Annotated in this window: 27 protein-coding genes and 1 pseudogene; 20 read left to right on the top strand and 8 right to left on the bottom strand. The window is 65.1% G+C overall.

The window, feature by feature from the left end:
* Both RBB18_RS21545 and RBB18_RS21540 read left to right on the top strand, forming a co-directional pair.
* Positions 1–189 (top strand): adenosylhomocysteinase (locus RBB18_RS21545; RefSeq protein ID WP_306112444.1); only part of this gene is annotated, 189 nt, incomplete at its 5' end.
* 10 nt (positions 190–199) lie between these two features.
* Positions 200–1,192, top strand: a complete 993-nt coding sequence (locus RBB18_RS21540; RefSeq protein WP_274594714.1) for an adenosine kinase — start codon at positions 200–202, stop codon at positions 1,190–1,192.
* Positions 1,193–1,486: 294 nt separating this feature from the next.
* Here RBB18_RS21540 and RBB18_RS21535 read toward each other — a convergent pair whose 3' ends face one another.
* Both RBB18_RS21535 and RBB18_RS21530 read right to left on the bottom strand, forming a co-directional pair.
* Entirely contained in the window at positions 1,487–2,143 is a 657-nt protein-coding gene (locus RBB18_RS21535) for a response regulator transcription factor (RefSeq protein WP_306112443.1), read from the bottom strand.
* Positions 2,140–3,477, bottom strand: coding sequence for a histidine kinase (locus tag RBB18_RS21530; RefSeq protein ID WP_306112442.1), 1,338 nt, complete (start codon positions 3,475–3,477; stop codon positions 2,140–2,142). The genes RBB18_RS21535 and RBB18_RS21530 overlap by 4 nt, the downstream gene beginning before the upstream one ends.
* Before the next feature lie 152 nt (positions 3,478–3,629).
* On the opposite strand from RBB18_RS21530, the gene RBB18_RS21525 reads away from it, so the two are divergent.
* The 9 genes and pseudogenes from RBB18_RS21525 to RBB18_RS23245 all read left to right on the top strand — a co-directional run.
* Positions 3,630–4,613, top strand: coding sequence for an AAA family ATPase (locus RBB18_RS21525; RefSeq protein ID WP_371931688.1), 984 nt, complete (start codon positions 3,630–3,632; stop codon positions 4,611–4,613).
* A complete protein-coding gene (locus tag RBB18_RS21520) occupies positions 4,610–5,455 on the top strand; it encodes a DUF58 domain-containing protein (protein WP_306112441.1) in 846 nt (281 codons plus the stop codon). Before RBB18_RS21525 ends, RBB18_RS21520 begins: the two co-directional genes overlap by 4 nt.
* Positions 5,452–5,823, top strand: coding sequence for a hypothetical protein (locus RBB18_RS21515; RefSeq protein ID WP_103761018.1), 372 nt, complete (start codon positions 5,452–5,454; stop codon positions 5,821–5,823). The genes RBB18_RS21520 and RBB18_RS21515 overlap by 4 nt, the downstream gene beginning before the upstream one ends.
* Complete coding sequence (locus RBB18_RS21510) at positions 5,820–6,776, top strand: VWA domain-containing protein (protein WP_306112440.1); 957 nt, start codon at positions 5,820–5,822, stop codon at positions 6,774–6,776. The genes RBB18_RS21515 and RBB18_RS21510 overlap by 4 nt, the downstream gene beginning before the upstream one ends.
* The gene (locus RBB18_RS21505) at positions 6,773–7,708 is read left to right on the top strand and encodes a VWA domain-containing protein (RefSeq protein WP_245890348.1); all 936 of its coding nucleotides are present in this window, start codon (positions 6,773–6,775) and stop codon (positions 7,706–7,708) included. The genes RBB18_RS21510 and RBB18_RS21505 overlap by 4 nt, the downstream gene beginning before the upstream one ends.
* Positions 7,705–8,358, top strand: a complete 654-nt coding sequence (locus tag RBB18_RS21500) for a hypothetical protein (RefSeq protein ID WP_306112439.1) — start codon at positions 7,705–7,707, stop codon at positions 8,356–8,358. The genes RBB18_RS21505 and RBB18_RS21500 overlap by 4 nt, the downstream gene beginning before the upstream one ends.
* Positions 8,352–9,668 carry a hypothetical protein gene (locus tag RBB18_RS21495; protein ID WP_306112438.1) on the top strand — a complete coding sequence of 439 codons (1,317 nt, stop codon included), beginning with the start codon at positions 8,352–8,354 and terminating at the stop codon, positions 9,666–9,668. Before RBB18_RS21500 ends, RBB18_RS21495 begins: the two co-directional genes overlap by 7 nt.
* 347 nt (positions 9,669–10,015) lie before the next feature.
* Positions 10,016–10,723, top strand: coding sequence for a hypothetical protein (locus RBB18_RS21490; protein ID WP_306112437.1), 708 nt, complete (start codon positions 10,016–10,018; stop codon positions 10,721–10,723).
* 125 nt (positions 10,724–10,848) lie between these two features.
* A pseudogene (locus tag RBB18_RS23245) lies at positions 10,849–10,944 on the top strand (WG repeat-containing protein); the annotation flags it as partial.
* A 117-nt stretch (positions 10,945–11,061) separates the two neighbouring features.
* Here RBB18_RS23245 and RBB18_RS21485 read toward each other — a convergent pair.
* Complete coding sequence (locus RBB18_RS21485; RefSeq protein WP_245890346.1) at positions 11,062–11,316, bottom strand: hypothetical protein; 255 nt, start codon at positions 11,314–11,316, stop codon at positions 11,062–11,064.
* 140 nt (positions 11,317–11,456) lie between these two features.
* The gene (locus tag RBB18_RS21480) at positions 11,457–11,603 is read right to left on the bottom strand and encodes a hypothetical protein (protein WP_245890345.1); all 147 of its coding nucleotides are present in this window, start codon (positions 11,601–11,603) and stop codon (positions 11,457–11,459) included.
* A gap of 65 nt (positions 11,604–11,668) precedes the next feature.
* On the opposite strand from RBB18_RS21480, the gene RBB18_RS21475 reads away from it, so the two are divergent.
* From RBB18_RS21475 to RBB18_RS21455, 5 genes are all read left to right on the top strand, one after another.
* Positions 11,669–12,787, top strand: coding sequence for a hypothetical protein (locus tag RBB18_RS21475; protein WP_306112436.1), 1,119 nt, complete (start codon positions 11,669–11,671; stop codon positions 12,785–12,787).
* Positions 12,784–13,401 carry a hypothetical protein gene (locus RBB18_RS21470; RefSeq protein WP_306112435.1) on the top strand — a complete coding sequence of 206 codons (618 nt, stop codon included), beginning with the start codon at positions 12,784–12,786 and terminating at the stop codon, positions 13,399–13,401. The genes RBB18_RS21475 and RBB18_RS21470 overlap by 4 nt, the downstream gene beginning before the upstream one ends.
* A complete protein-coding gene (locus RBB18_RS21465; RefSeq protein WP_306121275.1) occupies positions 13,398–14,075 on the top strand; it encodes a hypothetical protein in 678 nt (225 codons plus the stop codon). Before RBB18_RS21470 ends, RBB18_RS21465 begins: the two co-directional genes overlap by 4 nt.
* The gene (locus RBB18_RS21460) at positions 14,072–15,616 is read left to right on the top strand and encodes an Ig-like domain-containing protein (RefSeq protein WP_306112433.1); all 1,545 of its coding nucleotides are present in this window, start codon (positions 14,072–14,074) and stop codon (positions 15,614–15,616) included. Before RBB18_RS21465 ends, RBB18_RS21460 begins: the two co-directional genes overlap by 4 nt.
* 184 nt (positions 15,617–15,800) lie before the next feature.
* The gene (locus RBB18_RS21455) at positions 15,801–16,904 is read left to right on the top strand and encodes a hypothetical protein (protein WP_306112432.1); all 1,104 of its coding nucleotides are present in this window, start codon (positions 15,801–15,803) and stop codon (positions 16,902–16,904) included.
* Positions 16,905–17,003: 99 nt separating this feature from the next.
* Here the strand turns inward: RBB18_RS21455 and RBB18_RS21450 are convergent, their stop codons facing one another.
* Positions 17,004–17,702, bottom strand: coding sequence for a helix-turn-helix domain-containing protein (locus RBB18_RS21450; RefSeq protein WP_306112431.1), 699 nt, complete (start codon positions 17,700–17,702; stop codon positions 17,004–17,006).
* 186 nt (positions 17,703–17,888) lie between these two features.
* Here RBB18_RS21450 and RBB18_RS21445 point away from each other — a divergent pair, with 186 nt between their 5' ends.
* The 3 genes from RBB18_RS21445 to RBB18_RS21435 are packed head-to-tail and all read left to right on the top strand — an operon-like array spanning position 17,889 to position 18,956.
* Complete coding sequence (locus tag RBB18_RS21445; protein ID WP_306112430.1) at positions 17,889–18,110, top strand: tautomerase family protein; 222 nt, start codon at positions 17,889–17,891, stop codon at positions 18,108–18,110.
* A 33-nt stretch (positions 18,111–18,143) separates the two neighbouring features.
* Complete coding sequence (locus RBB18_RS21440; protein WP_306112429.1) at positions 18,144–18,545, top strand: group 1 truncated hemoglobin; 402 nt, start codon at positions 18,144–18,146, stop codon at positions 18,543–18,545.
* A gap of 45 nt (positions 18,546–18,590) precedes the next feature.
* Complete coding sequence (locus tag RBB18_RS21435) at positions 18,591–18,956, top strand: cupin domain-containing protein (RefSeq protein WP_306112428.1); 366 nt, start codon at positions 18,591–18,593, stop codon at positions 18,954–18,956.
* Between the two features lie 85 nt (positions 18,957–19,041).
* Here the strand turns inward: RBB18_RS21435 and RBB18_RS21430 are convergent, their stop codons facing one another.
* Both RBB18_RS21430 and RBB18_RS21425 read right to left on the bottom strand, forming a co-directional pair.
* Positions 19,042–19,581 (bottom strand): GlxA family transcriptional regulator, encoded by a 540-nt coding sequence (locus tag RBB18_RS21430; protein ID WP_306112427.1) that lies wholly within the window; start codon positions 19,579–19,581, stop codon positions 19,042–19,044.
* 587 nt (positions 19,582–20,168) lie between these two features.
* On the bottom strand, positions 20,169–21,200 hold the full coding sequence (locus RBB18_RS21425) for a YeiH family protein (protein WP_274594733.1): 1,032 nt from the start codon (positions 21,198–21,200) through the stop codon (positions 20,169–20,171).
* A gap of 96 nt (positions 21,201–21,296) precedes the next feature.
* On the opposite strand from RBB18_RS21425, the gene RBB18_RS21420 reads away from it, so the two are divergent.
* On the top strand, positions 21,297–22,184 hold the full coding sequence (locus RBB18_RS21420) for a LysR substrate-binding domain-containing protein (RefSeq protein ID WP_306112426.1): 888 nt from the start codon (positions 21,297–21,299) through the stop codon (positions 22,182–22,184).
* 38 nt (positions 22,185–22,222) lie between these two features.
* On the opposite strand, the gene RBB18_RS21415 is transcribed toward RBB18_RS21420, so the two are convergent.
* The gene (locus RBB18_RS21415; protein WP_306112425.1) at positions 22,223–23,707 is read right to left on the bottom strand and encodes a class I adenylate-forming enzyme family protein; all 1,485 of its coding nucleotides are present in this window, start codon (positions 23,705–23,707) and stop codon (positions 22,223–22,225) included.
* Positions 23,708–23,801: the final 94 nt, after the last annotated feature.

The raw sequence follows: 23,801 nt of genomic DNA, 5'->3' as shown, positions 1-23,801 counted from the left end.
GAGCTGTGGAAGAACGGCGGCGAATACCAGAACGAGGTCTATATCCTGCCCAAGCACCTGGACGAAAAGGTCGCGCGCCTGCACCTGGACCGCATCGGCGTGAAGCTGACGGAACTGGCGAAAGACCAGGCGGATTATATCGGTGTCTCGCCGGATGGCCCGTACAAGCCCGAGCATTACCGGTATTGAGGAGCCAGACATGACCGAACGAACTCCGCATATCGTGGGTTTGGGCAACGCGCTGGTCGATGTCGTCGCCGCGGTCGAGCCCGATGTCGTCACGCGGCACGGGCTGACCCCGGGAGGCATGCACCTGGTGGATGCCGACGCGGCCCACGCCCTGTTCGAGGATGTCGGCCCCGGTATCCGCCAGTCCGGCGGATCGGTGGCCAACTCCATCGCTCACCTGGCCGACACGCCTGTCCGGGGAACCTACCTGGGCAAGGTGGCCAACGATGATCTCGGCGACGCTTTCTGCGAGGAAATGTCGGGCATGGGGCTGGCCGCACCGGTTGCCGTCGCACAGAACGGCGATCATGGGACCGGCCGCTGCGTCGTGCTGGTCACGCCGGACGGCGAGCGCACCATGAGCACCTACCTGGGGGCGGCGACCACGTTGATGCCTCCGGAGGCGCTCGCGGCCCTTCCCGAAGAGTTCGATATCCTGTTTATCGAAGGCTACATATGGGACGCCCCGCATGGCGCGGCGGTGATCGAACGCCTGGCCGAAGCGGCGCAGGCCGCCGGGGCGAAGGTGGCGCTGACACCTTCGGATGCCGGCTGCGTCGAGCGCAACATAGACGTCATGCGCAACTTCGTCTCGCGTCATGTCGACATCCTTGTCGGCAACGAGGCCGAGGTGGCCGCGCTTGCGGGACGCGAAGGCGCGGACGCCGCGCTTGGCTGGGCAATGACGCGGGTTTCGGTCGCGGCAGTGACCGAGCACGACAAGGGCTCCATTGTCGCCGATGCCGACGGGCGCCACCACATCCCGGCTGTCGACGTGCCGGAAGTCGTCGACAGCACCGGCGCGGGGGATGCCTACGCGAGCGGTTTCCTGGCGGCACTGGCCCGCGGCTTGCCGGTACAAGAGGCTGGCAAGCTCGGTGCGGAAAACGCGGCCCGGGTGCTGGTCCACTACGGTGCGCGGGACGGTGACGCAGCCAAGGCGATCGCCTTGCCGGCGGCCTGAGTACAACTGCAAGCATCGGTTTGCCGGTCCTGGGTGCCACGAACGCTCATGGTTCCACCGGCCAGCATTGACGAAGCAACTCGCGGTATCGGCCAGACGAATGGGCTGGCCGATACCACGCACGGCCCTTGCCGCGCGCCACAAGTGCGTCCTGTGCGTTTTGCAAAGGTTTCCTGCTAGGCATGCCCCCCTTGCGTCGGGCGAGACGTGACCGCGCAGCTATGGGTTTTCCATGAAAAAGCCGGGGCGAGGACAACGCATTCAAGCCTTTTGCTCGCAAACACCAATTTGAGCCTAGACTTGCTCCGCCCTCGACCTCTCCACAAGTCCGGTCTTAAGCGCGAACCAGACCATCTGAGCGTCTGTTTCGAGGCCAAGCACGCTCTTGATCTGGTAATGATTGTTCCGCACCGTCTTGAGGCTGATAGATAGAGCGTCAGCGATTTTTTCAGCCGGCCAGCCGCTTGCCAGCAGGCGCAGGATTTCAGTCTGGCGCGTACTCAGCTCATCCAGTCCGCTGCCGGCGCCCGAGATCCGGTCTTGCGCGATACCCTCTATCACGTCGGTTGAGATCACCGTGCGCCCCTCCAGCACTCCGAAGATTGCCTCGATGAGGTTTGCCGGATCGCTGCTCTTCGTGACATAGCCGGCCGCACCGGCTTCGACCGCTTTCAACGCAAAGGCCGCGCCTTGATGCATCGTGAACACAACGATCCTTGCGGCCTCGTCGTATTGCCGAATGTGGCGGATCGCTTCTATGCCGCTGGCACCGGGCAAGGTCACATCCATCACAACAACGTCTGGCGATGTCTCGCGGTAGCGGCTGTAGGCGCTGCGCGCGTCCTCCGCCTCGGCCACGATCCGCAGCCCCGGTTGCAGGTCGATCAGCCGGCGATAGCCTTCTCTCACGACCGGGTGGTCGTCGACGATCATCACAAGGCGCTCGGTCATGCCGCGTTTCTCGCAATAGCGGCAGGTACGGTCACGTCGACCCGAACGCCAAGATCGGTTTCCCGCATCTGCAGTTCGCCGCCCATCGCGGACGTGCGCTCGCTGATACCCAGAACACCATGCCCACTTTGCCCCCGGACCAGCGTGCCGCCGCCATCATCCTCTACGCTCAAGGATATACTGTCGCCGGCCTGCCGCAGCGCCACGCGAACACGGGCCGGCGCGCCATGCCGCATCGCGTTGGTGACACATTCCTGTACGATCCGGTAGAGGTCCAGTGCCACTGCATTCGACATCCCCTTTTCGTCCAGGTCATAGTCCAGCGTCAGCCGGGTACCGCGCTGGGTCGCCCAGCCGTCCAGCATGGTGCGCAAGCTGGCAGCAAGGCCGACGTCCTCCAGATCCGGCGGACGCAGACGGGCGAACGCGCCGCGCAGGCAATCCATCATGTTGCGGATATTGGCCCCGATGGTCTTTGCATCGCGATCGATGTCCGGACGGTCCTGCGGAGCGGCACAGCTCATGGAAGCCGCGAGTGCGGCCGTCGCGGTGAGGGTCTGACCGAATTCGTCATGCAGGTCCCGCGCCAACTGACGCCGCTCTACATCCTCGACCTCTATCAGCTTTCGCGTCAGCGCATGGCTCTGCGCGGCGCTGGCGCGCAGCCGCTCCGCCAAGTGATTGACGGCCCGGGCAATCTGGCCGAACTCCTGTGCGCCGCCCGGCTCGACCCGCGCATCAAGATCGCCGCAGGCGAGCCGGTCAAGCCCGGACACGATACCGCGGACCGGTCCGAGCCTCCAGACTATTGCGATGGAGCCCAGGACCAATACGCCGGCCGCCATCGCCAACGTCTGCCACAGGGCCAGACTTGTCCGCTGCCACGCCAGCGTCGCTGCGGCCACCGGATCGAAGGACGCCTGAACGTGGAACGCGCCACTTTGCGACGCGGACCCTGACCGGGTGACCGAGGCAGGCGGTTCGAACACCCGTTCGGAAAGGTCGCGAAACCATCCCGGCGCGATCTGGCCGAAGACTTGCCAGCCGGCACAAAGACGCCGTTCCGAGATCAGTCGCTGTTCGTACAGGATGCACGTGCCCGGTGCCATCACCCCCAGAAGCTTGATAGACGTCATCTCTGCATAAAGTGGATCACCCACGCGCGGCTCCATGTGATAGTTTCGCTCCAGCACATAGCTGGCGCGCGTCAGCGTGGTCTGGGTGTCGCTCCGGGCGGACCGATAGGCATCCCCGGCCGCCAACCCAAGCGTCATGGCGCCTGCCAACGCCGTGACCAGCCACAGCGTCAAGACCAGTCGAAACCGAAGGCTCATGTCATTCCCTCCCTAAGCGCGCTGCCACCAAGGATCGGGCAAACCGGCCCGCATGTCTCGGGCAATTTGCCCGACATGCACCGAAAAGCATTTCGAAGCCTTCTTTGCCTGCACTCAGCGTGGTTATGTCATCGAAGCAACAGGAGGACCGGATGGAGGATATCGCAGACAGGACGGCACGCGTTCGACCGGACTCCGCGAAAATGCTGGTGACCCGGATGGAAGCGGGGCTTGTCGGGCACGCGGCGCTGGTGGAACGGCTGATGATCGCGCTTCTGACCGGCGGGCACGTGCTTATCGAGGGCGCCCCGGGCCTTGGCAAGACCCGTTCGGTGCGCAGGCTGGCCGACGGTGTAGAGGGCAGCTTTGCCCGCATTCAGTGCACGCCCGACCTGATGCCATCCGACATGACCGGCACGCAGGTCTACCGGCAAGAAAGTGGCAAGATGGATTTCCTGCCTGGACCGGTGTTTCACAATCTTGTCCTCGTTGACGAGATCAACCGTGCTCCGCCCAAGGTGCAGTCCGCCCTGCTGGAGGCGATGGGCGAGGGCCAGGTCACCGCCGGCGGGCAGACCCGTCCCCTGCCCGACCCTTTCATGGTGATCGCCACACAGAACCCGTTGGAGCAGGAAGGCACCTTTCCCCTGCCCGAGGCACAGCTTGACCGCTTCTTGATGCATGTCGTTCTTGATCTGCCGGATGAGACCGCGGAAATGGACATTCTCGATCTCGTCGAGACGGAACTGCGCAGTCATGCCGGGGGCGAAGCCCCGACGCTGGATCACGCAACGCTCGCCGCCATGCAGGAAGACGTGCTTCAGGTCCACCTGTCCCCCGCATTGAAGCAATACATGGTGGCGCTGGTGATGGCGACACGCCGTGCCACGGAGGCCATTGACCTGACCGATCGGATCCGCCACGCGGTAAGCCCGCGCGGCACGCTTGCCCTGGCGTCGAGCGCCCGTGCGCGCGCGTGGCTGCACGGCCGCGATTTCGCGGTGCCCGAAGACATCGCGGCACTGGCATCCGACGTTCTGTGCCACCGCATGGCGCCGACCTGGCGGGCGCAGGCCGAAGGCCACACCTCCCGCACGATCTTGGCCGAGATCCTTTCGGCGGTTCCGCCACTATGAGCCTGCCCCGGGCATCCGGGGCCGAGGTCTCTCTCAACCGTCTCGTCGCGATCGGCGGCCTCGTCACGGGCAAACACCCGCCCGGCCTTTCCCATGGGGTCGCGGGGGGTCTCTCCGGCCCGCGCCGCGGCGAGGGCGGCGATCTTTTCGACCTGCGCCCGTTTCAGGACGGTGACGATCCGCGCCGGATCGACCCGTCCGCCACGGCGCGCAGCGGACGGCCGCAGGTCCGCAGCCGGCACGAGGAAGTAGAGCGCACGCTTTTGCTGGTCGCCGATTTTCGCCCGCCGATGCTCTGGGGCACACGCGGGCGTTTCCGCTCAGTCGCCGCCGCAGAGGCATTGGCTTTGGAAGGCTGGCGCGCGGTTGTGACCGGAGGACGCGTCGGCGTGATGATTGTCACCAGCGGCGGCGTGGAGATACTGGACCCACGCCCGCGCGAAGCCGCGATGCTGCGCATGGCGGGCGCTTTGGCGCGGGCCCATGAAGCGGCCCTCGACGCCCCGGATGCACGCTATGAAAGCCTTGCGGTGATGTTGGAAACCGTAACCGCGCTGACAGCGCCGGGTACCGCTGTCAGGATCGCGACAGGGCTTGATACGCCCGGCGCGGATTTCGGCATAGTGGCGGCGGCCTTGATGCGGAAATGCCCACTCGAGGTTCTTCTGGTGCAGGATAGCGTGGAGGAGGCGCCACCGCCGGGCCGCTTTTCGGCGCGTATCGGCGGAAGCGTCAGGCCAGGCCGTTTCGGGGCCTCCACCTCTGCCGACCGTCTTGCAAGCCACGCCATACCCCACCGGATATTGAACGCGGCAGACCCGGTGTGTCCGGAGGCCGCATGAGACCCGAAGATCTGATCGCCCGTCTTGCCGATATCCGCATCCCGGAGAGCTTTGCCCGCTTCGGCCTGCACGACGCGCTGGCGGCTGCGGCGCTCGGCCTGATCGTGGGCCTGTTGTTCGCGCGGCTGGCAAGGTTCGCAACCGTCAGGAAGACGCGACCGACACAGACGGCCCGCGCCGCCATCGCCGATTTGTCCGGTGACGATCCCCAGGCCCGGCTTGCCGGACTTGCCAGCCTTCTGCGGGATCTTGGTGGCACGCCTCCGGACGGTCTGCGCGAGGCGCTCTACAATCCGCGCCACCCGCTTGATCCGACGGTGCTGGAAACCGCCATCATGGCCGCTGCCCAGCGAAGGGCACACCGATGAGTTTCGCGTTCCCCTGGGCGGCGCTGCTGCTCCCGCTGCCATTCCTGCTGTTCCGCCTTCTGCCCGGACGCCCGGTCGCGGCCAGCGCGCTGAACCTGCCACCGGCCATCGCGGAAACATTCCGCCCGATCGATACGGCGCCCGTGCGGCGCCATGCCTTGACGACAATCCTGGTCCTTGCATGGATTTTTCTAGTCGCCGCCCTGACCGGCCCGCGCATGGAACGCACGCTTGAAATGGTGCCCGCCTCGGGGCGCGACATCGTCCTTGCGCTTGATCTTTCCGGCTCGATGGAGCGCGAGGATTTCGTTCTGGACGGCGCACAGGTTTCGCGCCTGGCCGCGGTACAGGACGTGGGCGCGCGTTTCGTCCGCGCCCGCAAGGGCGACCGGGTCGGACTGGTCGTCTTCGGTGAGCGCGCCTATGTCGCGGCGGCCCTGACGCATGACGTCTCCGCTGTCGCCCAGGTGATCGAAACCGTTCAGATCGGTGTCTCCGGCAAGGCCACGGCCATCGCGGATGGCCTGGGTCTTGCGCTTCGTCGGCTGCGAGTTCGCGATGCCAAAAGCCGCGTGATCGTGTTGTTGTCGGACGGGCAGGATACGACCGGAACGGTCGATCCCGTTGCCGCCGCGATCACCGCTGAAACGCTTGGCGTGCGGATTTACACGATTGCACTCGGTCCGGCCGATCTTGAAACCGCCCCGGATGCCCGCGACGCGGTCGACAGCGATACCCTGCGCCGCATTGCCGAGGCCGCACAAGGCCAGACCTTCCGCGTGCGCACCACCAAGGACCTCGTGGCGGTGACCGAGGCCATCGAGCGGCTCGAGCCCAGCCTGGCCGATGCCCCCCCGATCCGCGGATGGCAGAACTACTGGCCATGGCTGGCCGGCGCGGCGCTGGCGATGCTGGCGACGGCGCTCGGGTTGCAGGCGCGGGAGGCAGCGTGACGGACCTGTGGCAGATCATCCTGCTTCGCCCGCTGTGGCTGGTCGGCGTTCCGCTGTCCTTGCTGGCCGGGGCCGCCGTCGCCCTGAGGGGCAACGGACTGGACCGATGGCGCCGCGTCATCGACCCGGACCTGCTGGTTGCCCTGCGCGGCCTGGGGCATGTCGTGGAAGGCCGACGCGATGCAGGGCCGTGGCTGCTGGCTCTTGCCGGTGGGCTGACCGCGTTCGGGCTGGCGGGACCGGCCACCCGCGATCCCGACGCGCCGGTACTACGCAATCTCGACGCGGTCATGATCCTGATGGACCTGTCCCCATCGGTGACCCAAGGCGGCGGGTTCGACGACGCCCAGGCCGCCGTGTCGCGCATGATCGACCGTCACGGCACACGGCCCGTGGCCTTGGGCGTCTACTCCGCCGAAAGCTTTCTTGTCAGCGTGCCAACCGAGGATCCGGCCGCCTTGCAAACGGTCATCGCCGTGGCAGACACCGAGACGATGCCGGTGGGGGGCAGCCGCCCGGACCGCGCGCTCGACCTCGCACGGCAGACCCTGGCCGACGCGGCCGCGGCGCATCCCGATGTGGTGCTCGTCTCCGACGGCGGCGGGGTCGGACCCGAGGCGCTGGACCGGGCCCGCCAGATGGCGGCTGCGGGCCTGCGTGTCTCGACCGTCTTCGTGGCGCCCGACGACCCGCCCTACGGCATGCCCGCCGCAGACCGCGAAGCGCTTGCCTCGGTCGCAAGCGCGGGCGGCGGCGTGATCGTGGATGCGTCCGACCTCTCGGGCGTCGAGACGATCCTGAGCGAGCGCCAGGGCGCCGCCGAGGCAAACGACACCCTTCGCAACCTGCGCTATTCCGACCAGGGCAGATGGTTCGTCACCCTTGCCCTCCTGCCGCTTGCATTCCTCCTCCGCCGGAGGCGTGACGCATGAGCCGCGTGTCGCTTTCGGTCCTTGCCGCGGCCCTGCTTTGCGCCGTCATCGCCGGCCCCGAGGCATGGGCGAAACTGATCTGGCGTGCGGGCTTTCCCGACCTGGCTCTCCCGCTGATCCAGACCCCCGGCGCACGCGGCGCGGCGCTCTACCAGGCCGGACGCTATGTCGAAGCCGACGCCGTTTTCGCCGAGCTTGGCCGCAGCGCGACCTATAACCGGGGCATGACACTGGCCGCGACGGGCGACCACAGCCTGTCGGTCGCCTATTTCGATGCCGTGCTGTTCGCCGACCGCTACGATGCCGACGCCCGCCACAACCGCGCGGTCGTATCGGCCCTGATCGAGCCGGTGATCGGCGAAGCCCGCGGGCACGGCCGGATCGAGACAATCCTGTCGAAAAGCGGCGTCGAAACCGCGGCTTTTGATCCCGACGACCCCACGCAACCCATCCAGGCGGAGGAACGCGACCCAAAGCGTGCCAGCCTGAAACGCTCGGTCACCGGCGAGCGGACATCGGCGGCGGACGCAGGCTGGCTCGACACGCTCGCCGATGCGCCGGGGGCCTATCTCAACGGCCGCCTTGCCGCCGAGATGGAACGTCGTCGCAAGGACGGCGAGGCCCATCGCGAGGAGCCCAGCCGATGGTGAGGTTGCTGACCCTTCTGCTTCTGCTGGCGACACCCCTGGCCGCGCAAACGCCCCAGACGCTGAAACTGGAGCTCGTCCTGGATCCGCGCGAAACGGCACCGTTGGAGGGCGAGATGGTCCTTGCCACGATCCGCGGCACCTATCGCGAGACCATCACCAACGAGGAACTCAAGCTGCGCAGCATGACTGATTTTGACTGGACGCGGCTGGGACAGGACGCTTGGAGCGATCAGCGCATCGACGGTCGCACCGCTCGGGTGTTCGAGCGGCGCATCGCCTTTTTCCCGAAGCGGGCCGGAAATCTGGAGATTCTGCCGATCGTGCATGAACTCGAGATCATCGGCAGCGGCGGACAACGCGAAATTGTCCTGGTCCGGTCTGATCCCGTGCGCATCGAGGTCGAAGAAAAGCCGACAGGCGCAGACGAGTCGTGGTTCCCGGTCCGCGCGCTGGAAGTCTCCGACACCTGGGACGCCGATCCGGCACAGTTGGAGGACGGGCAAAGCGTGACGCGCCGGGTCGTGATCCGAGCACTTGGTGCGACCCCCGAGATGATGCCGCAGCAGCCCGCCTTGCGCGAACCATGGCTGATCACCTTCACCCCGCCGGAGGACCTCAGCTTTCAGGTCACTTCACAGGGTCCGGTCACGACCTTGGTCTGGGTCTGGAAACTCCGCCCGATCACCGGAGAGCCGGGCGTTCTTTCCAAGGCAACTCTGCCCTATTTCGACACGACGTCACGGACGGCGACCACCGCCACGCTGTCTGCGGCAAACATCGGCTACGCGAGTTTTGCCGACAATGCGGCATCCGGTTGGCGCAAGGACACCGGTGTAGGCTGGCTGCATCTGGCTGTTCTTGGCGCAAGTGCCGTGTCAACGATGATACTGGCGTTGCGCGGCCGCTCTGCTGTGTCGGCCCCGGCCGCGCGGCTGCGCCGCTGGATGCGCATGCGACGGGACTTAAGACGCTTGCGGGGCCATGCGCGACGTGGAGATGTTCCACGCTTCCGGGCGCTTGCGGCAGGCCTGCTGTCCCCGCCCTCGGCCACGCCGCCGACCAGTACGCACCCTGCCCTGCGGACGGTCGATGCCATGCTGTTCGGCGATTGCAGCGTGCGGATCAGCATGGATCTTCGGCCCGTCCTTCGCAACGTCGAACACGCGCTGCTTTACTCCGCACGTGAGCCCGGCGAAACTGCGGGCCGCGCCGAAACTTCGACAGGGCCGCACCCGACGAAATCCGTCCGGGCGTACAAGCACTCGAATGGCTCGCGTTTCATATCGAAGACAGGGTCAATGTTGAGATAACCAAAGAAGCCGGCATCATGAGAAAGGCGGCGCTGATGAAGCGGCCGATGAAAGCCGTTCAATCCCCTCCGAGTCCCCTCGGCTGGTAAGCAATGTCCGCCGGCATTCTCTTCGCGCAAAGGCCCTAGAACATATCTCAGAAGCAATGGCGCTTTTACCGAAAATCCGCGCCAGCGCCGCTTTCGCGACAGGCTGTCCGCAGAAGGCTCAGTCGGTGGCGCCCGCAATGGACCAATCTTCTGCCTGGGGCGACACCGTCGAAGCTCACTCGGACGACGGCGGAGGCGACGGACGGGCGCTATATCCCGGCCTCGGATGCCGCGTCGCTGAGCGGTGCGCTTCAACAAGTGAGCGCGCCAGAGCCTGCGCCGGAACCGAAAGGCCCGCTTTTCGTCGATGAGTTCGATCGCGCCGAACTCGGCGCGGACTGGACGGTAAACAATCCCGATCCGTCCGGCTTCATTCTCGACGATGGCACCCTTGTCACGATGACCGTTCAGCCCGGCTACATGGGCGATGCGGAAGACCAACCCAATGTCTTCAGATGGACCGCGGCCGAGTTTCCCGAAGGCGACTGGGATCTCAGCGCCGATTTCACTGCGCGCATGGGCGAGGTCCAGTCATTGGGCGGCCGGCGGGCCATCGTGCAGGTCGGGCGTCATGCGGATATCGACAAGACGATCTCGGCATATGTCTATCGGCAGGGCAATTCCAATGACGACCTGTGGCTGCGGCTGCGGGCCATGTCCGGCGGCACCGAAACCCGCGCCGAAGTCGAGATCGCCGGCAATGTCCGCGGCTACGACCTGGCCCAGATCCTGCGGGATTTCGAGGAAAAGGGCGCTCGACTGACGATCTCGAAACGTGGCCGTGACTACGTCGGGCGGCTCAAGCTGAACGGCTGGACCCTGCAGGAGGGTGGCCCCGAGGTGATCGAGACGGACCCGATTCAGATCCTGCGCACACGCGGCGACCCGGCGCTCTTTGCCGGAACGCTGGGGTCGGAACAGACCGTCGCGGAATTCGACCGGATCGAGATTGTGGAGGTGGAGTGATGTAGTGCAAAACCGTCTGCAAGGTCATCGCATGCGCCGGCGCGATTTGCGTTGGGACGACCCTCGGCGCCCAGGCGCAGCCGTGCGGCACGCCAGCTAAAACCGGTGGCACTCCGCTCTATCCTTTGCCGCATGAGGCAGAATGGGGGTTCATCGGCCGCGACGGCGAATGGCGTCTTGCCCCCGCCTGGCGACAGGCCCGCCCCTTTTCCGAAGGAGTCGCGGCGGTCGAAACCGCCGCGGGCTGGGGCCTGATCGATCGCACCGGCAGCTATCTCGTGAGGCCGGGTGCGAAAGATGCGGACAGTATCATCATATCAGGTGAACGTTTCGCGCTCTCACCCTCCAAACCGATGTCCGATGGTTGCAGCGCAGCCACCCCGGCCGATGGCAAACCCCATTACATCACCGCCGACGGCGATATCTGGACCCCGCCCGCCTTCGAGGGTCGCAAGGTGTGGGATTTCGGCAGCTTCTCGGATGGGCTTGCCTGGGTGCGTCTTGCCAACGACCGCGTGGGCTGGATCGACACCGACGGCCAGATGGCGATCGCGCCGGACTTCATCGACGGTGGCGATTTTGTCGACAGCCATGCTCCGGCCGCCGTGAAATCCGAGAACCGCGGCTATATCGACCGCTCGGGCGAGCTGGCGTTCCCCAGAATATTCATTCTTCAAGAGGCGGCTCGCGCTACCGAAAGGCGCGCGCCGGTCCGCATCGGCGACGATGCAGGTTACATGGATGACACCGACTGGATCATCCGCGAGATCTCGATGCCGGGCGGGGAAACGCGCGCGCTCGACGCCGTGACGCCGTTTTCGGACGGGCGCGCCCCCGTGCGCCCCGCCGGCATGTCGTCCGGCCCGGTCTGGATCGACATCGAGGGGGGGCGTCGCCGTGAATCCCGAGGCAGGTGCCCGTTTTACGATATGCAGCGATACGCGCTTGCCCGCCTACCAGAATGGCCTTCTTCCGCTCGTCGTCGGCGCTGGAACGAATATCTGCGGCAATACCCCAGACATCAGCTACGAAGGTCCGGGCGACCCGCGCTCCGGCCCCTCGCGGATGCTCTGGCACCTCCCGTGGGAACGCGACAAGCTCGTCTGGCTCGACCGCGACGGCGCCACGCAGATCGATTCCGCCACCTGCCGCCGCGCGCCGGGCGTGGCCGCCCTGCCCACGGAAACCGAGGAAGGCGGCCTTGCGTCGGGGGCCTATCGCATGGCGCTTGCCGGCATTGTCCAAGGCAATGTCGGACCCTACCGCGCAGACGCCCCCTGCAACCGGTCGGAGTTCAAGATGGACGGCAACCAGGCCACCAATGCGCGTGGACCGTGGACCCTGTCGCTCACCGGCACGGCAAAGTGGCAGGGAGAAACCGTGGACCTGTCGCTCAGCCTTGGCCTGCCCGAAGAGATCGGGCCCGGCACGCATGAGATCGGACCGACAGACAAGGATAAGCTTCCATCCGCATACCTGTGGATGAGTGTCAGCGATGCCGGTCCGAACGCCCCGCGTCCGGCCACCTACACCTCCAAAGGCGGTGGTAGCCTTACCCTTGCTCGGCGCGACCAGGACGCGATCACAGGCAAGGCCGAGATCACTTTCGTGTCGCGGGACGATCCTTCCGACGAGGTGACGCTGGCAGCGGACTTTGAAGAGATCCCGTATTCAGCTGGCCCGGAGGTCACCCTTGTCGAGACGACCGGCACCGTGACGGCGCTGGACGAGTCGATGCCCGACGATCCGCTGATCAACTTTTTCACCCCGGCAAAGGCCGTAGAGGGCGAGGACAAGCTGGTGCTGTCGTTGGGCAAGTTCGGCCCCAAGCTGGAACTGGACTTTCCCGCCGGGCACAGCGGCACATTTACGGCCGGCGCCGACGCGCCGGTGTCGATCACCTTCGCCGGTATGCCGGTCAGCGCCAAGGGTAGCCTTGAACGGTCCGAAGACGGCGGTCTGGGCGGCGAGCTCACCGCAGAACTTGGCGCGCACGACCAGTTAGAGGGTGCGGGCAGCGTGACCCTCCGCTTCGCGGGCCTACCGGTCGAGAGCGGCGAATGATCCGCCCTGCCCTCCTCGCGCTTGCCCTGCCTGCCGTGGCCCATGCGCAGGACATCGACAGTGTCTACACCAGCTATGACTGGGACGCCGATTGCCGGACGCTGGAAAAGGACCTGCCCCTCGAGGAGGCGGCCATGGGTTTCCAGCTCGTCTGCCCGGGGCCGCAGGGTTTCTACCTGATGCTGATGGAGGGAGATGCCCGCATCTCGATGGACTACGGCAGGACGCAGGTCTTCGGCCCGCGGGAAAGTTTCACACCATTCAATACCGTGCATGATACCGTCGAATGGCGGCGGCAGAGGCTGAAAGGCGAGATGCAGCCCTTCGCCACCATTCACCGCTGGGATGTCGGACCCAGCTTCGATGACCGCGAGATGCTGGTCATCAGTACGGTCGCCACCACGCCAGACGCCGAAAGCTGCATGGTCGGCGTCATCGACACCACTGACACGCCAGACGCCAACGCGCTGGCTCGTGCCGTGGCCGATCGGTACGCGCCCGGATTCGTCTGCGGTAACGCGCATGCGCGGGCCTTCGGCTTTGTTCGTATTGACACGCCCTTGCCACGGCGTGTTCCGCCTCATTCCAACGCAACGACAGGAGACCAATGGTGATCCGTCCCTTCACCGCTGCCCTTTTTACAACCCTGGTCGCTGCCACGAGCAGCCTTGCCGAAGGCCGTGTCAGCTTCATTGCGGATGCGGGAGACGCGGGCCAGATGAGCATGACGGAACGTTGGTTCGGCAGCGCGCTGCGCACTGATATCGAGGGGATGGACGCCTACATGCTCCTGCGGGACGACAGCGTGTATTCCATCATCTCGATGGCCGGGCAGATCACCGTCATTGACCTCGGCCAGATGAAGGACATGCCGGGCGCGGCGAACCAGACACCGTCGCAGAACGAGGCTGGCGTGGTTTTCCCCGACGAGATCGTCACCATCGAGGAGATGGGCGAGACACGCGAGATCGCCGGGGTCGAGGGTGACGTCCATGAGATCGAGTGGGTCGACAATGCCGGACAGCCCCGCACAGTCACCGCCGTTCTGACCGACGATACCCGCCTGCTGGAGCATCAAGCGCTCAAGATGCAGCTGATCGAGGCGATTAGCGGCGAGGCGCCAAATCCGCTCATGGTAGAGCTTCAGGATCGCGGCCTTGCGGCGCTGTCCTTCGGTGACCGCTTCAAGGTGACGGAAGTGAACGGCGATGCCGGGCCCGCCGGGGATTTCGAGCTGCCGGCAGAGCCGATGGACCTGGGCAATATGATGAACATGGGCAACCAATGATCCGGCCAGCGCCGTTTCCCGCCGTACTGGCGGCTGTCCTGTACGCTGCAACCTTGCCTCTGCACGCGCAGGACAGCTGCGATCTGAACGCGCCGCCGCCAGCCCCTGTCTGCTCGGTCGAGGGCATGCTGCAAGCGATCAATCCGACGCAGACGTTCGACCTTCTGGGCAACCTGAACGCGAACGCCTTTGCCGGTGGTGCAAATGCCGACCTGATGCCGGGGCAGGCAAGCCTGTCGATCGCTGGCGGGGTCAGCGCCGGCGGTGCGGCCTGCGCGCGGCACCTTGCGGCGAAGCGCATCGGCGGCACCGAGGGCGTCCCGGGTCTCGACCAGGGCACGATCGACTTCGTCGAAGACAGGTCGGGCGAGTCCCTCGACATCCCCACGGCCAGCGGCGGCGCAAGGCGCGCCGTGTTCGAGGTTTTCAGTCCGAACCTCTTTTCCTTCCAGGGGGGCAGTCTCGGCCTCCCGCTCGCCTATCGCCATGGCGGCATCGGTGGCTGGCCGCGCAACAGCGGTGCGCATCTGGTCATCGCGCTGACCGATGCCGGGCCCGGTGATCTGCGCGCCGGTGCAATTTATGAGGTGCGTGCCGTGAGTGGCGACGGCGACGCCGACCCGTCGACGGTTTTTTCATCCTGGGCCGGTCAGATCCGTCCGCACCCTTATCTGCCTCCAAACACCGAGAACATGCGCCGCGAACAGGAATTCGAAAAACACATGTGTCGTGCCACACGACAAGGCGCGCTGAAGACACTTGAGCTTTCGACGATCCCGCAGGGTGCCACGGTCGGCCGGCAGGTCAGAGAGTTGAACTGCGACATGGACGGGGTTGCCCAGGCGGGCACCCGGACGCAAATTCTGACGGGGGAACTGTCGGGCACGGTTCATATCGAGCGCATCACCGACACGCATGTGATCGGGCGGTTCCACCTTTCCGGCACAGCGGCGGTGGAGCGGGAGCGTCGGACGTGGAGTTCGAGGGGGCCCGGTCGTGTCGATGTCGACCGGGAGACGGGGGACAAGCCCCTGCGCGTAACCGGCCGCTTCGCCGCCCCCAACATGCGCAATATGGGCTACGCGATGGGTATGCTGGAAATCGCGCAGGCCCCGACGGATGGCGAAGCGCCCGCCGCCCGGCTGCGGCTCGTATCGCACCGCCCGGCGCGCGACGCGCAAAACCTACCCTGGGACGCGCCCGGTATCCGCTTGACGTTCGACCGTCCGCTCGCCCCGGTCTCCGTCACCCCGAGTGCGGTGAAACTTGAGACCGGCTATGCGACCGAAGACGGCGGAACAGAAATCCGCCCGGTCGAAACGCGTCTCCGTTTGTCCGGCACGGAGACCGTCATCGTCACCCCGCAGACCCCGCTGCGCGACGGCGTGCGCTATCGCCTCACGGTGCGCGCCGGCGCATCGGGCATACACGGCGCGGAAGGCGAGCAGATGGCAGTCGACCGAGCCTGGGGGTTCGACACGATGGTCGATCTCGACGACACGGAACCCATGCAGGACGGCCTTGCCGAACATCTCGTGTAGGCCGAAGGCATCGAGAGCGATACCATCCAGGTCGTCACCGACACGCCGCTTGTCGGTGGCAAACCGACGGTGATCCGAACCTATCCGAAATGGCGCCCAGACCCGGACATCGCCACGGGCTGGCGGGTCCAGTCCTTTCCCGCGCATATGCGGGTCCCGCCCCGGCGCGTCTATCGAGGCGCCCTTGCTGGCCCCGGAAAAGCGCGATGTGACCGTCCGGCGCCCCGACATGTTCTCGCCCACGGAACGGCGCATGGCCGAAAACAGCGTCAATTTCTTCGGCTGGACGCCGAAATTCGAAGAGGTCGCCTCTGTTCGAACCGAGGTTGAGCCGATCCGCGAATGCGACGCCGTCACGCGCATATTCTCGGGCTACGAGAACATCCGCTGGGATCCGCTCGAACGGGATCTGAACATTGGCTACGTCTTCGCCCGTGTCGGGCCCTGGTACGATTACCTGCCCCAGAACGTGGTAAAGGAGGTGGCCCTGACCGCCGAGCGGTCCGAGGACTACATCGAACAGCTTTTCCCGGTTCAGTCGGTCCGGCTTTCCGAGACCCCGGCCCCACCGCCCGACCCCGATCTCAACGAAAAACTCGTGGCCGAGATCGAGAAGATCTACCAATTCGAAATGCTGGCCGAAACCTTCTCGCCCGACACGATGGACACCCTCCGGGCCTTCAACGACTTCCTCGCGAAGCCGCCCGCGATGACCGAGAAAATCAGCAAGCGCGGCATCGTGCGCGCAAAACTCCTAAATGCCGTTCAGGAACATCTCATCGCGAACAACAGCTACGAGCGTTTCAACCTGGTGGTGATCTTCACGCCCTATGAATGGATCAAGCTTCTGGGCGTCACGCGAAGCCCGACGATCGACCGGGCCGACAATCCAACCCGCGACGCCGCGCAGCCCTTCATCGGCATGAGCCTCAGCAAGGCTCTGACAGGGGTCAAACGGACCGCGAACAACGGCGCCATCGCACACGAGGTGGGGCACGCCTTCGGGCCTGACCACATGCCGGGCGTACGACCGGACACCACCACGGGCGCCGTGGCGGACCTGCATGAGGGCACCCGTTGGGAAGGGATCGAAGGTATGCGCATCGCCCCGGACGGTCGGTCCGGTAAAAACAAGTCCTACGAGGACGGCAACGCCGAAACCGAGCTGGAACTGCTGCCGCTGATGTATCCGCGCACGCAGCCAAAGGAAAACCAGTTCATCTCGAAGGATCACTACCTTCTGCTGTTGAGAAACCTGAAAAAGGATTTCGTGGCGTTGTCCCCGTAGCAGGCCACAGAAGTGTAGAGGCCGGAAAGCAGTCGCGCGGCTTGATGGTTCCGCTTCTCGCCCTCGATATGTCCGCGCGCAAAGCCGCCGCAGGCGCGATCAGATTGCCAGCTTTTCCTGTTGCGCAAAGAGGCTGAGGCCCAGCCATGTCTGCATCGAGCGGATCAGGGACGAGGATCCGACCAACAGCAGCGCGTGGCGGTCGACGGCATCGGCCACCGACCGCAGGCCCATCCAGATTTCCGTCATGGTGCGCAGATCGACCGTCGCATAGAGATCCACATCGAAGCCGGGGTCGATATGGCACAAGTCCACGGTTCGGTCCGGCTCGACGATCAGCCACCACTTGCGCTGAGACTCGGGCAGTTCGGGATAGATGAACTCGATCACCACGCGCCGGGTCGGCACCGGGGTCGTGTCGAGGTTGCGGCGCATGTCCCACATCAGAAGTTCGGGATCGAGGTTTTCCAACGATAGCTCGGTCTCGACCCATTTCTGACCCCACATGCCGATGGCCTCGATCACCGGCTGCAGGTCCTGCCCGGCCTGCGTCAGCCGGTACGCCTCCACGTCCGGCGGATCGGTCAGCCGCGTGCGCTCCACGACACCCGCCGCCTCCAACTCGCTCAGGCGCTTCGACAACAGCGCCGGCGACATCCGCGGAACGCCGCGCCGCAACTCGTTGAACCGGGTCGATCCGGCGACCAGCTCGCGCAAGAGGACAACCGTCCAGCGGGTGCACAGCACTTCAGCCGCCATCGCGACCGGGCAGAATTGCTTATAGCTCGCATTGGTCATGACAACCCTCCCTTGGTTTTCGGGTCGATACCATGACTGATTCCCCCCGGACCCCGCCAGTTCAGACTCTGTACCGGGGCGATTCAGTTCGTGAACTGGCGCGATGGAGCGGCTGACTGGCATATTGCACTCATGCCGGTTCGCACCGGCAGAAAGACAACTGACTGGCACGAAAGGAGAATGGATATGCCCCTTGTCGATATCGAATTGATCGAAGGTGTCTTCGACGAAGATCAGAAACAGCGCATGATCCGCGACGTGACCGAAGCGATGGTCAGCATCGAAGGCGAGGCCATGCGCGGCGTCACATGGGTCCGGGTGCAGGAAATCGCCAGCGGCGAATGGGCCATCGGCGGCAAGCCGATGACCGCCAAGGACGTCAGGGCCGCGCCGTCCGAGCCGGCCTGAGCAATTTGCCAAGCAACTTTGAAAGGAGGAACCATGACCCGCCAAGTCCCCGAAGACTTGCTGACCGTAACGCTGTATGAGCGCCTTGGAAGCGGCGCCGGCATCCGCCGGATCGTCGACGGGGCCGTCGCGGCCCATATGGACAACCCACTGATCGGACACCGGTTCGCGCCCTACGCGGACCAGCCCGAGCGGGTCGAGGAGATCAAGCAGCACACCTGCGATTTCTTCGCCGCGGGCAGCGGCGGGCCCGGCGACTACCGGGGCCGCAGCATGGCCCACGCCCATCGCGGCATGGAGATCGAACCGTCGGAATACGATGCCGCGTGCGACGACATCCTCGGGACGATGGAGGCCTTGAACTACGACGCGCCTACGCGCGGCGAGGTCAGGCAAATCCTTCAGTCCCTGAAACCGGACATAATTCACGTGTAAAGGGCCCGGTTCTTCGGAACCGGGCCGACGAAAGGCAGGACCACCATGACGAACACCATCGAAACCCACCGCTTCGAACGCCCCGACGATCGGCTCGACATGAAGGAGCGCGGCGGCATCGACATCGTGAAGACAGCACAGGGGTCGACCGGCATGCACGCCGTGTTCGAACCCGGCTGGACCTGGGAGGCGGACGAGAAACCGCTTCTCGGTCATCCGGACACATGCCCGATGCACCACACCGGCTACTGCATGTCCGGCCGGCTCGTGGTTCGCATGGTCGAGAGCGGCGCGGAAACGCCGATCACCAAGGGCGATTTCTTCGAGATCCCGCCAGGTCACGATGCCTATGTCGACGGCGATGAGCGCGTCGAGATGATCCTCTTTGAAGCACCAGGTGCGCATTTGTAATGCACTCCGAAGCCCGGCCGCAGAACAAGATAAAGCACGGGCTCCTCCCCGGACGGAGCCCGTGCCGCGCGCCTTGGTGGCGGGTCTACGTCCTGCTCGGGCTGAAACGATCACGATAGGCCGACGGCGCGACGCCACAATGGCGTTTGAAGATGCGGCGGAAAAAGGCGACATCCTCGTAACCCACGGCGAGTCCGACCTGCTGGATCGATGGTGCGCCGTCCTCGAGCATCTTCCGTGCGGCGTTGACGCGCAGCATCTGCTGGTAGACACCGGGCATGTGGCCGGTGGCCGCCTTGAACCGGCGCACAAGGTTGCGGCGGCTTATGCTTGCGCGTTCGGCGAGTTCCTCCACAGGAACGTCGCGGGTGAAATGTTCGGAGATATGATGCTCAGCCTCCCTGACCTTTTCGTCACCGTGCGGCCGCGCCAGCGGCAGGAGGCCATAGCCCGACTGGCTCGGTCGCGGCATGTCGAGAAGTAGTGCCTTCGAGCACTCGATGGCAACGGTTCGACCGCAGAGAGGCTCGACGAGGTGCAGGCTCAGGTCGCTCGCGGCGTTGACACCGCCGCTGCAATAGAGGCCGGCATCTTCGGTCACGAGCAGGTCGGTCTGCCAGTCCACATTCGGGTATCTTTGGGACCGAGGAAGATGGCCGCATCGGGTCAGTCTGCATCTACGAAGCGCGGGACCGAGAGGCCATCCGAGAACACGGGCGTCGCATCAATGCGCCCAGCGAGGATATTCGGCTCGCCCGCGGCACCGCCGTGAAGCGGAACGATCCCGAGCCGGTGACCATCGTATGACAGCATTTCCCTCGCAGATCTCTGCGAGGGAAACCCAACAGCTTCGATGAGCCCTGTTCTCACGACGCGTACAGTCAGCACATCCGACTTACGGCTGGACGCGCCAATAGCACACTTTTCGCATCTGCAGCGAATGCCGGTTCGACGCACAAAATCGGAGACAGCTGCTGGTCAGGTGAGTGACAGCCAAGGGCCGTTTGATCTGTTCAAACTGTATGGGCAGGAAGCGGATTTTCTTCACAGGCGCGCGCACAACGGTCGCCGAACACGAAATCAGAATGTTACATCTTTCAACTCCCACATGCATTGCGCCTACGTGGCCTCTTGTGGGTGTCAGAAGACTTGGAGATTGGTCAATCCTTCTCGGCTAAACTCTTTGAATGCATGCAGTAATATCCTGCGTGGCTATCCTGTCGTTGCCCAAAGCGCCAAGCCCAGTCCCAGGGTCGCGATGAAGATCCACGCCGACCCACCCAGGATCAACGGACGCAGGCCCTTCTGCCGCAATCGTTTCAAATCGGTCTCCAGCCCCATCGCCGCCAGTGCCGCCGTCAGCATCAACGCCGTCAGCGTCACCGTGGCGTCATGCAGCCGGTCCGGCAGGCTCACCAGCGAATTGACCCCCATGAGCATCACGAACCCGAGCACGAACCACGGCACAATCGTAAGCTTCGAGCCAGAGGCCTGCTGCCCGCCCTGGCGGAACTGCAGGACACCCAGCGTCAGGATCAAAGGCGCAAGCAGCAAGACCCGTGTCAGCTTGGTCACGGTACCGACGTGGCCGGCCTCTTCGCCCATTGCAAAGGCCGCGCCCACGACCTGGGCCACCTCGTGGACCGTCGCACCCGCCCAGAATCCGTAGGTTTCAGGCGACAGCTCCAGCATGTGAGCCGCCATCGGCCCAAGCAGCATCGCGCTCGTCCCGAACAGCGTAACGCAGGCGATGGCATAGGCGACATCTTCGTCCGATCCTCGTGTCACCGTGTTGCACGCCAGAACCGCAGAGGCACCGCACACGGACGTCCCCGCAGCGATCAACTGTACCAGCCGGCTTTCCACGCCCAGCAGACGGCCAAGCAGGCACGTGAATGCAAACGTCCCGGCCAGGGTCGTCGTGACGGCGACAACACCCCGCAAGCCCAGGGTAGACACCTCTCCGACCGTGACCTGAAGCCCCAGCAATACGATTGCAGTGCGCAGGACAGGCTTGAGGGCAAAGCGGATACCGGGTTGCAGCAACGGCGGGCTGCCCACGGCGACACGCCAGCCGATTCCGAGCAGCAGTGCAACGACCAGCGGGCTGAGCGCTGCCAGACCGGTCGCCCTCTGGACAAGCGTGGCGATGGCGGTGATGGCCATGACCAGTGCCAATCCGGGCAGGTGCGCATAGAGGTCTTGAAGCACACCGGGGTGTGCGCGTTGGCTCAGGGTTTGCATGGCTTAGGTCCTCGGTTTCTGCAGCTGCAAAATGCCCCAATTGAAATGTTCATAAAATTAACTAATATCGAACGTAATAATCGATTGGATTGATGATTGACGCTAGACCAGCTCCGCATATTTCTTGAAGTCGCCGAACGCGCCCATGTCACCCGTGCGGCAGAGGCGCTGAAGATGACGCAATCCGCCGTGTCGGCCGCCCTGCGCGCACTGGAGAGCACTCATGGAGTGCAGCTTTTCGACCGGGTCGGGCGCGGCATAACCCTCACCGAAGCAGGCCACAGGTTCGTGCCCGCGGCCAAAAGCGTTCTGAACCAGGCAGAGACCGCGGAACTGATCCTCGATGATCTTTCGGCGCGGCCGAGGGGGCGATTGCGGATCGAGGCAAGCCAGACGGTGGCGACCTATTTCCTGCCCCCGGTTCTGGTACGCCTCAGGCAGGCACACCCCGACCTCTCCGTCCGGCTTGGCGTCGGCAACACCTCAAGCGTTGCCAGGGCCGTGGCCGACGGCGCTGCCGACCTGGGTTTCGTCGAAGGCGAGGTCGTGCTTGGCGATCTTCGTACACGGGTTGTGGCGCGCGACGAACTCGTGCTGGTCATGCGGCGCGGACATCCCGCAGCCCGCAGCGCGATGTCAGCCCAAGCCTATCGCAAGCTCGACTGGGTGATGCGGGAGGAAGGCTCGGGCACACGCGCCGAGGTCGAAGTTCACCTGGCCCAGTTGGGGTTGAGTCGGAATGACCTTGCGGTCCTGCTGGAGATCCCGTCGAACGAAGCGGTCCTGTCGGCAGTGGCGGGCAGCGACTGCGTGTCCATGGTGTCACGACGCGTCGTCGACGCGCTGGCGGAAGACGGTGCAGTCCACCAGCGCCGCGTGACCTGGGCGCCGCGCCCGGAGCGTCCGTTTACCGTGCTGTCGCATCCGGAACGGCATCGCACCCGGGCAGTCGAAGCGCTTATGGCCCTGATCGACGCGGGCTGAGCCGAAACCCACCCCTCCGATGGCCGGACCGGCCGACCTCAGCCGCCGGTCAGTGCCGGGGACATGCGTTGCGACAGCTCCGCCGTCAGCCGTTTGCGGTCAATCTTTCCGACATGGTTTTCCGGCAGGCGGTCCATGCGTTCGATCCCGGCAAGACAATGGGCGCGACCAAGTGCGTCCCGGATCTTTCGGTTCAAGTCGTCGAGCGCCTCGATCTGCCCCGTGCCTTCCACGAAGGCGAACGGCACTTCACCGAGATCAGCATGTGGCGCGGGCACCACGCAGGCCGCCCGTATGCCCGGACTTGTGAGCAACACATCCTCGATGCTTGCGGGCGCCAGGTTTTCACCACCGCGTATGATGATCTCCTTCAGGCGGCCGGTCAGGAAAAGATACCCGTCTTCGTCGAGATACCCGAGGTCGCCCGACCTGACCCAGCCCTCCGGGTCGAACGGCGGATGGCCGACATAGCCAAGGGCGGACAAGGGACCGCGGAACGCCACTTCGCCGCGGCTTCCGTTCGGCAAGGGCGTGTCCCCACCAGGTTCGAGAATTGCCACCTCGGCACCGGGAATCGCGCGTCCGACAGAGCCGCGCCGGGCCGCCCCCGGCGGATTGGCGGTCGATGTGCAGGTAAACTCCGTCTGTCCATAGCTCACCAGCACCTGGCAGCCCAGATGCGCTTCGATCCGGTCCTGTGTCTCGACCGCCAGCGGCGCCGAGCCGCAGCGCAGCATCCGCAGCCGGTCCGTCGCCCCTTGCGGGATCGGATGATCCAGCAACCGCTGGAACATCGTGGGCACACCGGTGACAACGGTGGGCTTTAGGTCCGCCATCGCGTCCAGCGCGGCTTCCGGCGTGAAGCGCGGCAGCAAGGTAATCCGCGCGCCGCGCATCAATGGATACAGCAACTGGTTCAGAATACCGTTGGTATGGCTTAACGGCATCATGTGCAGGTAGTGATCATCGCCACCCACCGGCGTGATTTCCGACAACCCCCGTGTATTCGCCGCGATGTTGCGGTGACACAGGCGAACTGCCTTGGGGCGTCCGCTCGATCCGGAGGTGAAGATCAGCAGAGCTTCCTCTTCGGCGCTTGGAACCGGAATCGTGTAACCGCCGGCGGCACCTTCCGGCACAGGCGGCGTCACGAGGCGCAATCCGGCCGCGTCGGCCAGCGCCTGCGCCGCCTCCCGGTTGGTGTCGTCACAGATCAGACCTGTAAAGCCACCGTCCACCAGCTTGGCCACGACCGAACCTTGCGCCTCGCTCCTGCTCAGGACGGTCAGCGGCAGCCTGGCGTGCAGACAGGCCAGAAGGTCCGTGCAGAGATCCACGCTGCGATCCTGCAACAAGGCGACCCGGTCGCCGGGAACAAGGCCCGAGGCCAGCATTGCCCCGGCACGGGCCACGACCCTGGCGTGCAGCGTGGTATAGCCTATCGTCTGCCCGTCCGCGGACAATGCCGGCGCGTCCCCGCGCAGGCGCGCCTGTTGCTCGAATGCGGTAACGACATCACTCATGCGGCCAACTCCGGCAGTCGGACCGCGGCATCCGCTTCGAATGTGCCATCGGGATCCAGTGCCCTCAGCGCCGCCAGTTCCGCCGCGGTGGGTT

Origin of the sequence: Roseovarius sp. MMSF_3298, from assembly GCF_030733705.1 — a bacterium.
Classification (GTDB): domain Bacteria; phylum Pseudomonadota; class Alphaproteobacteria; order Rhodobacterales; family Rhodobacteraceae; genus Roseovarius; species Roseovarius confluentis.
This window is presented reverse-complemented; position numbering and strand designations above follow the sequence as displayed.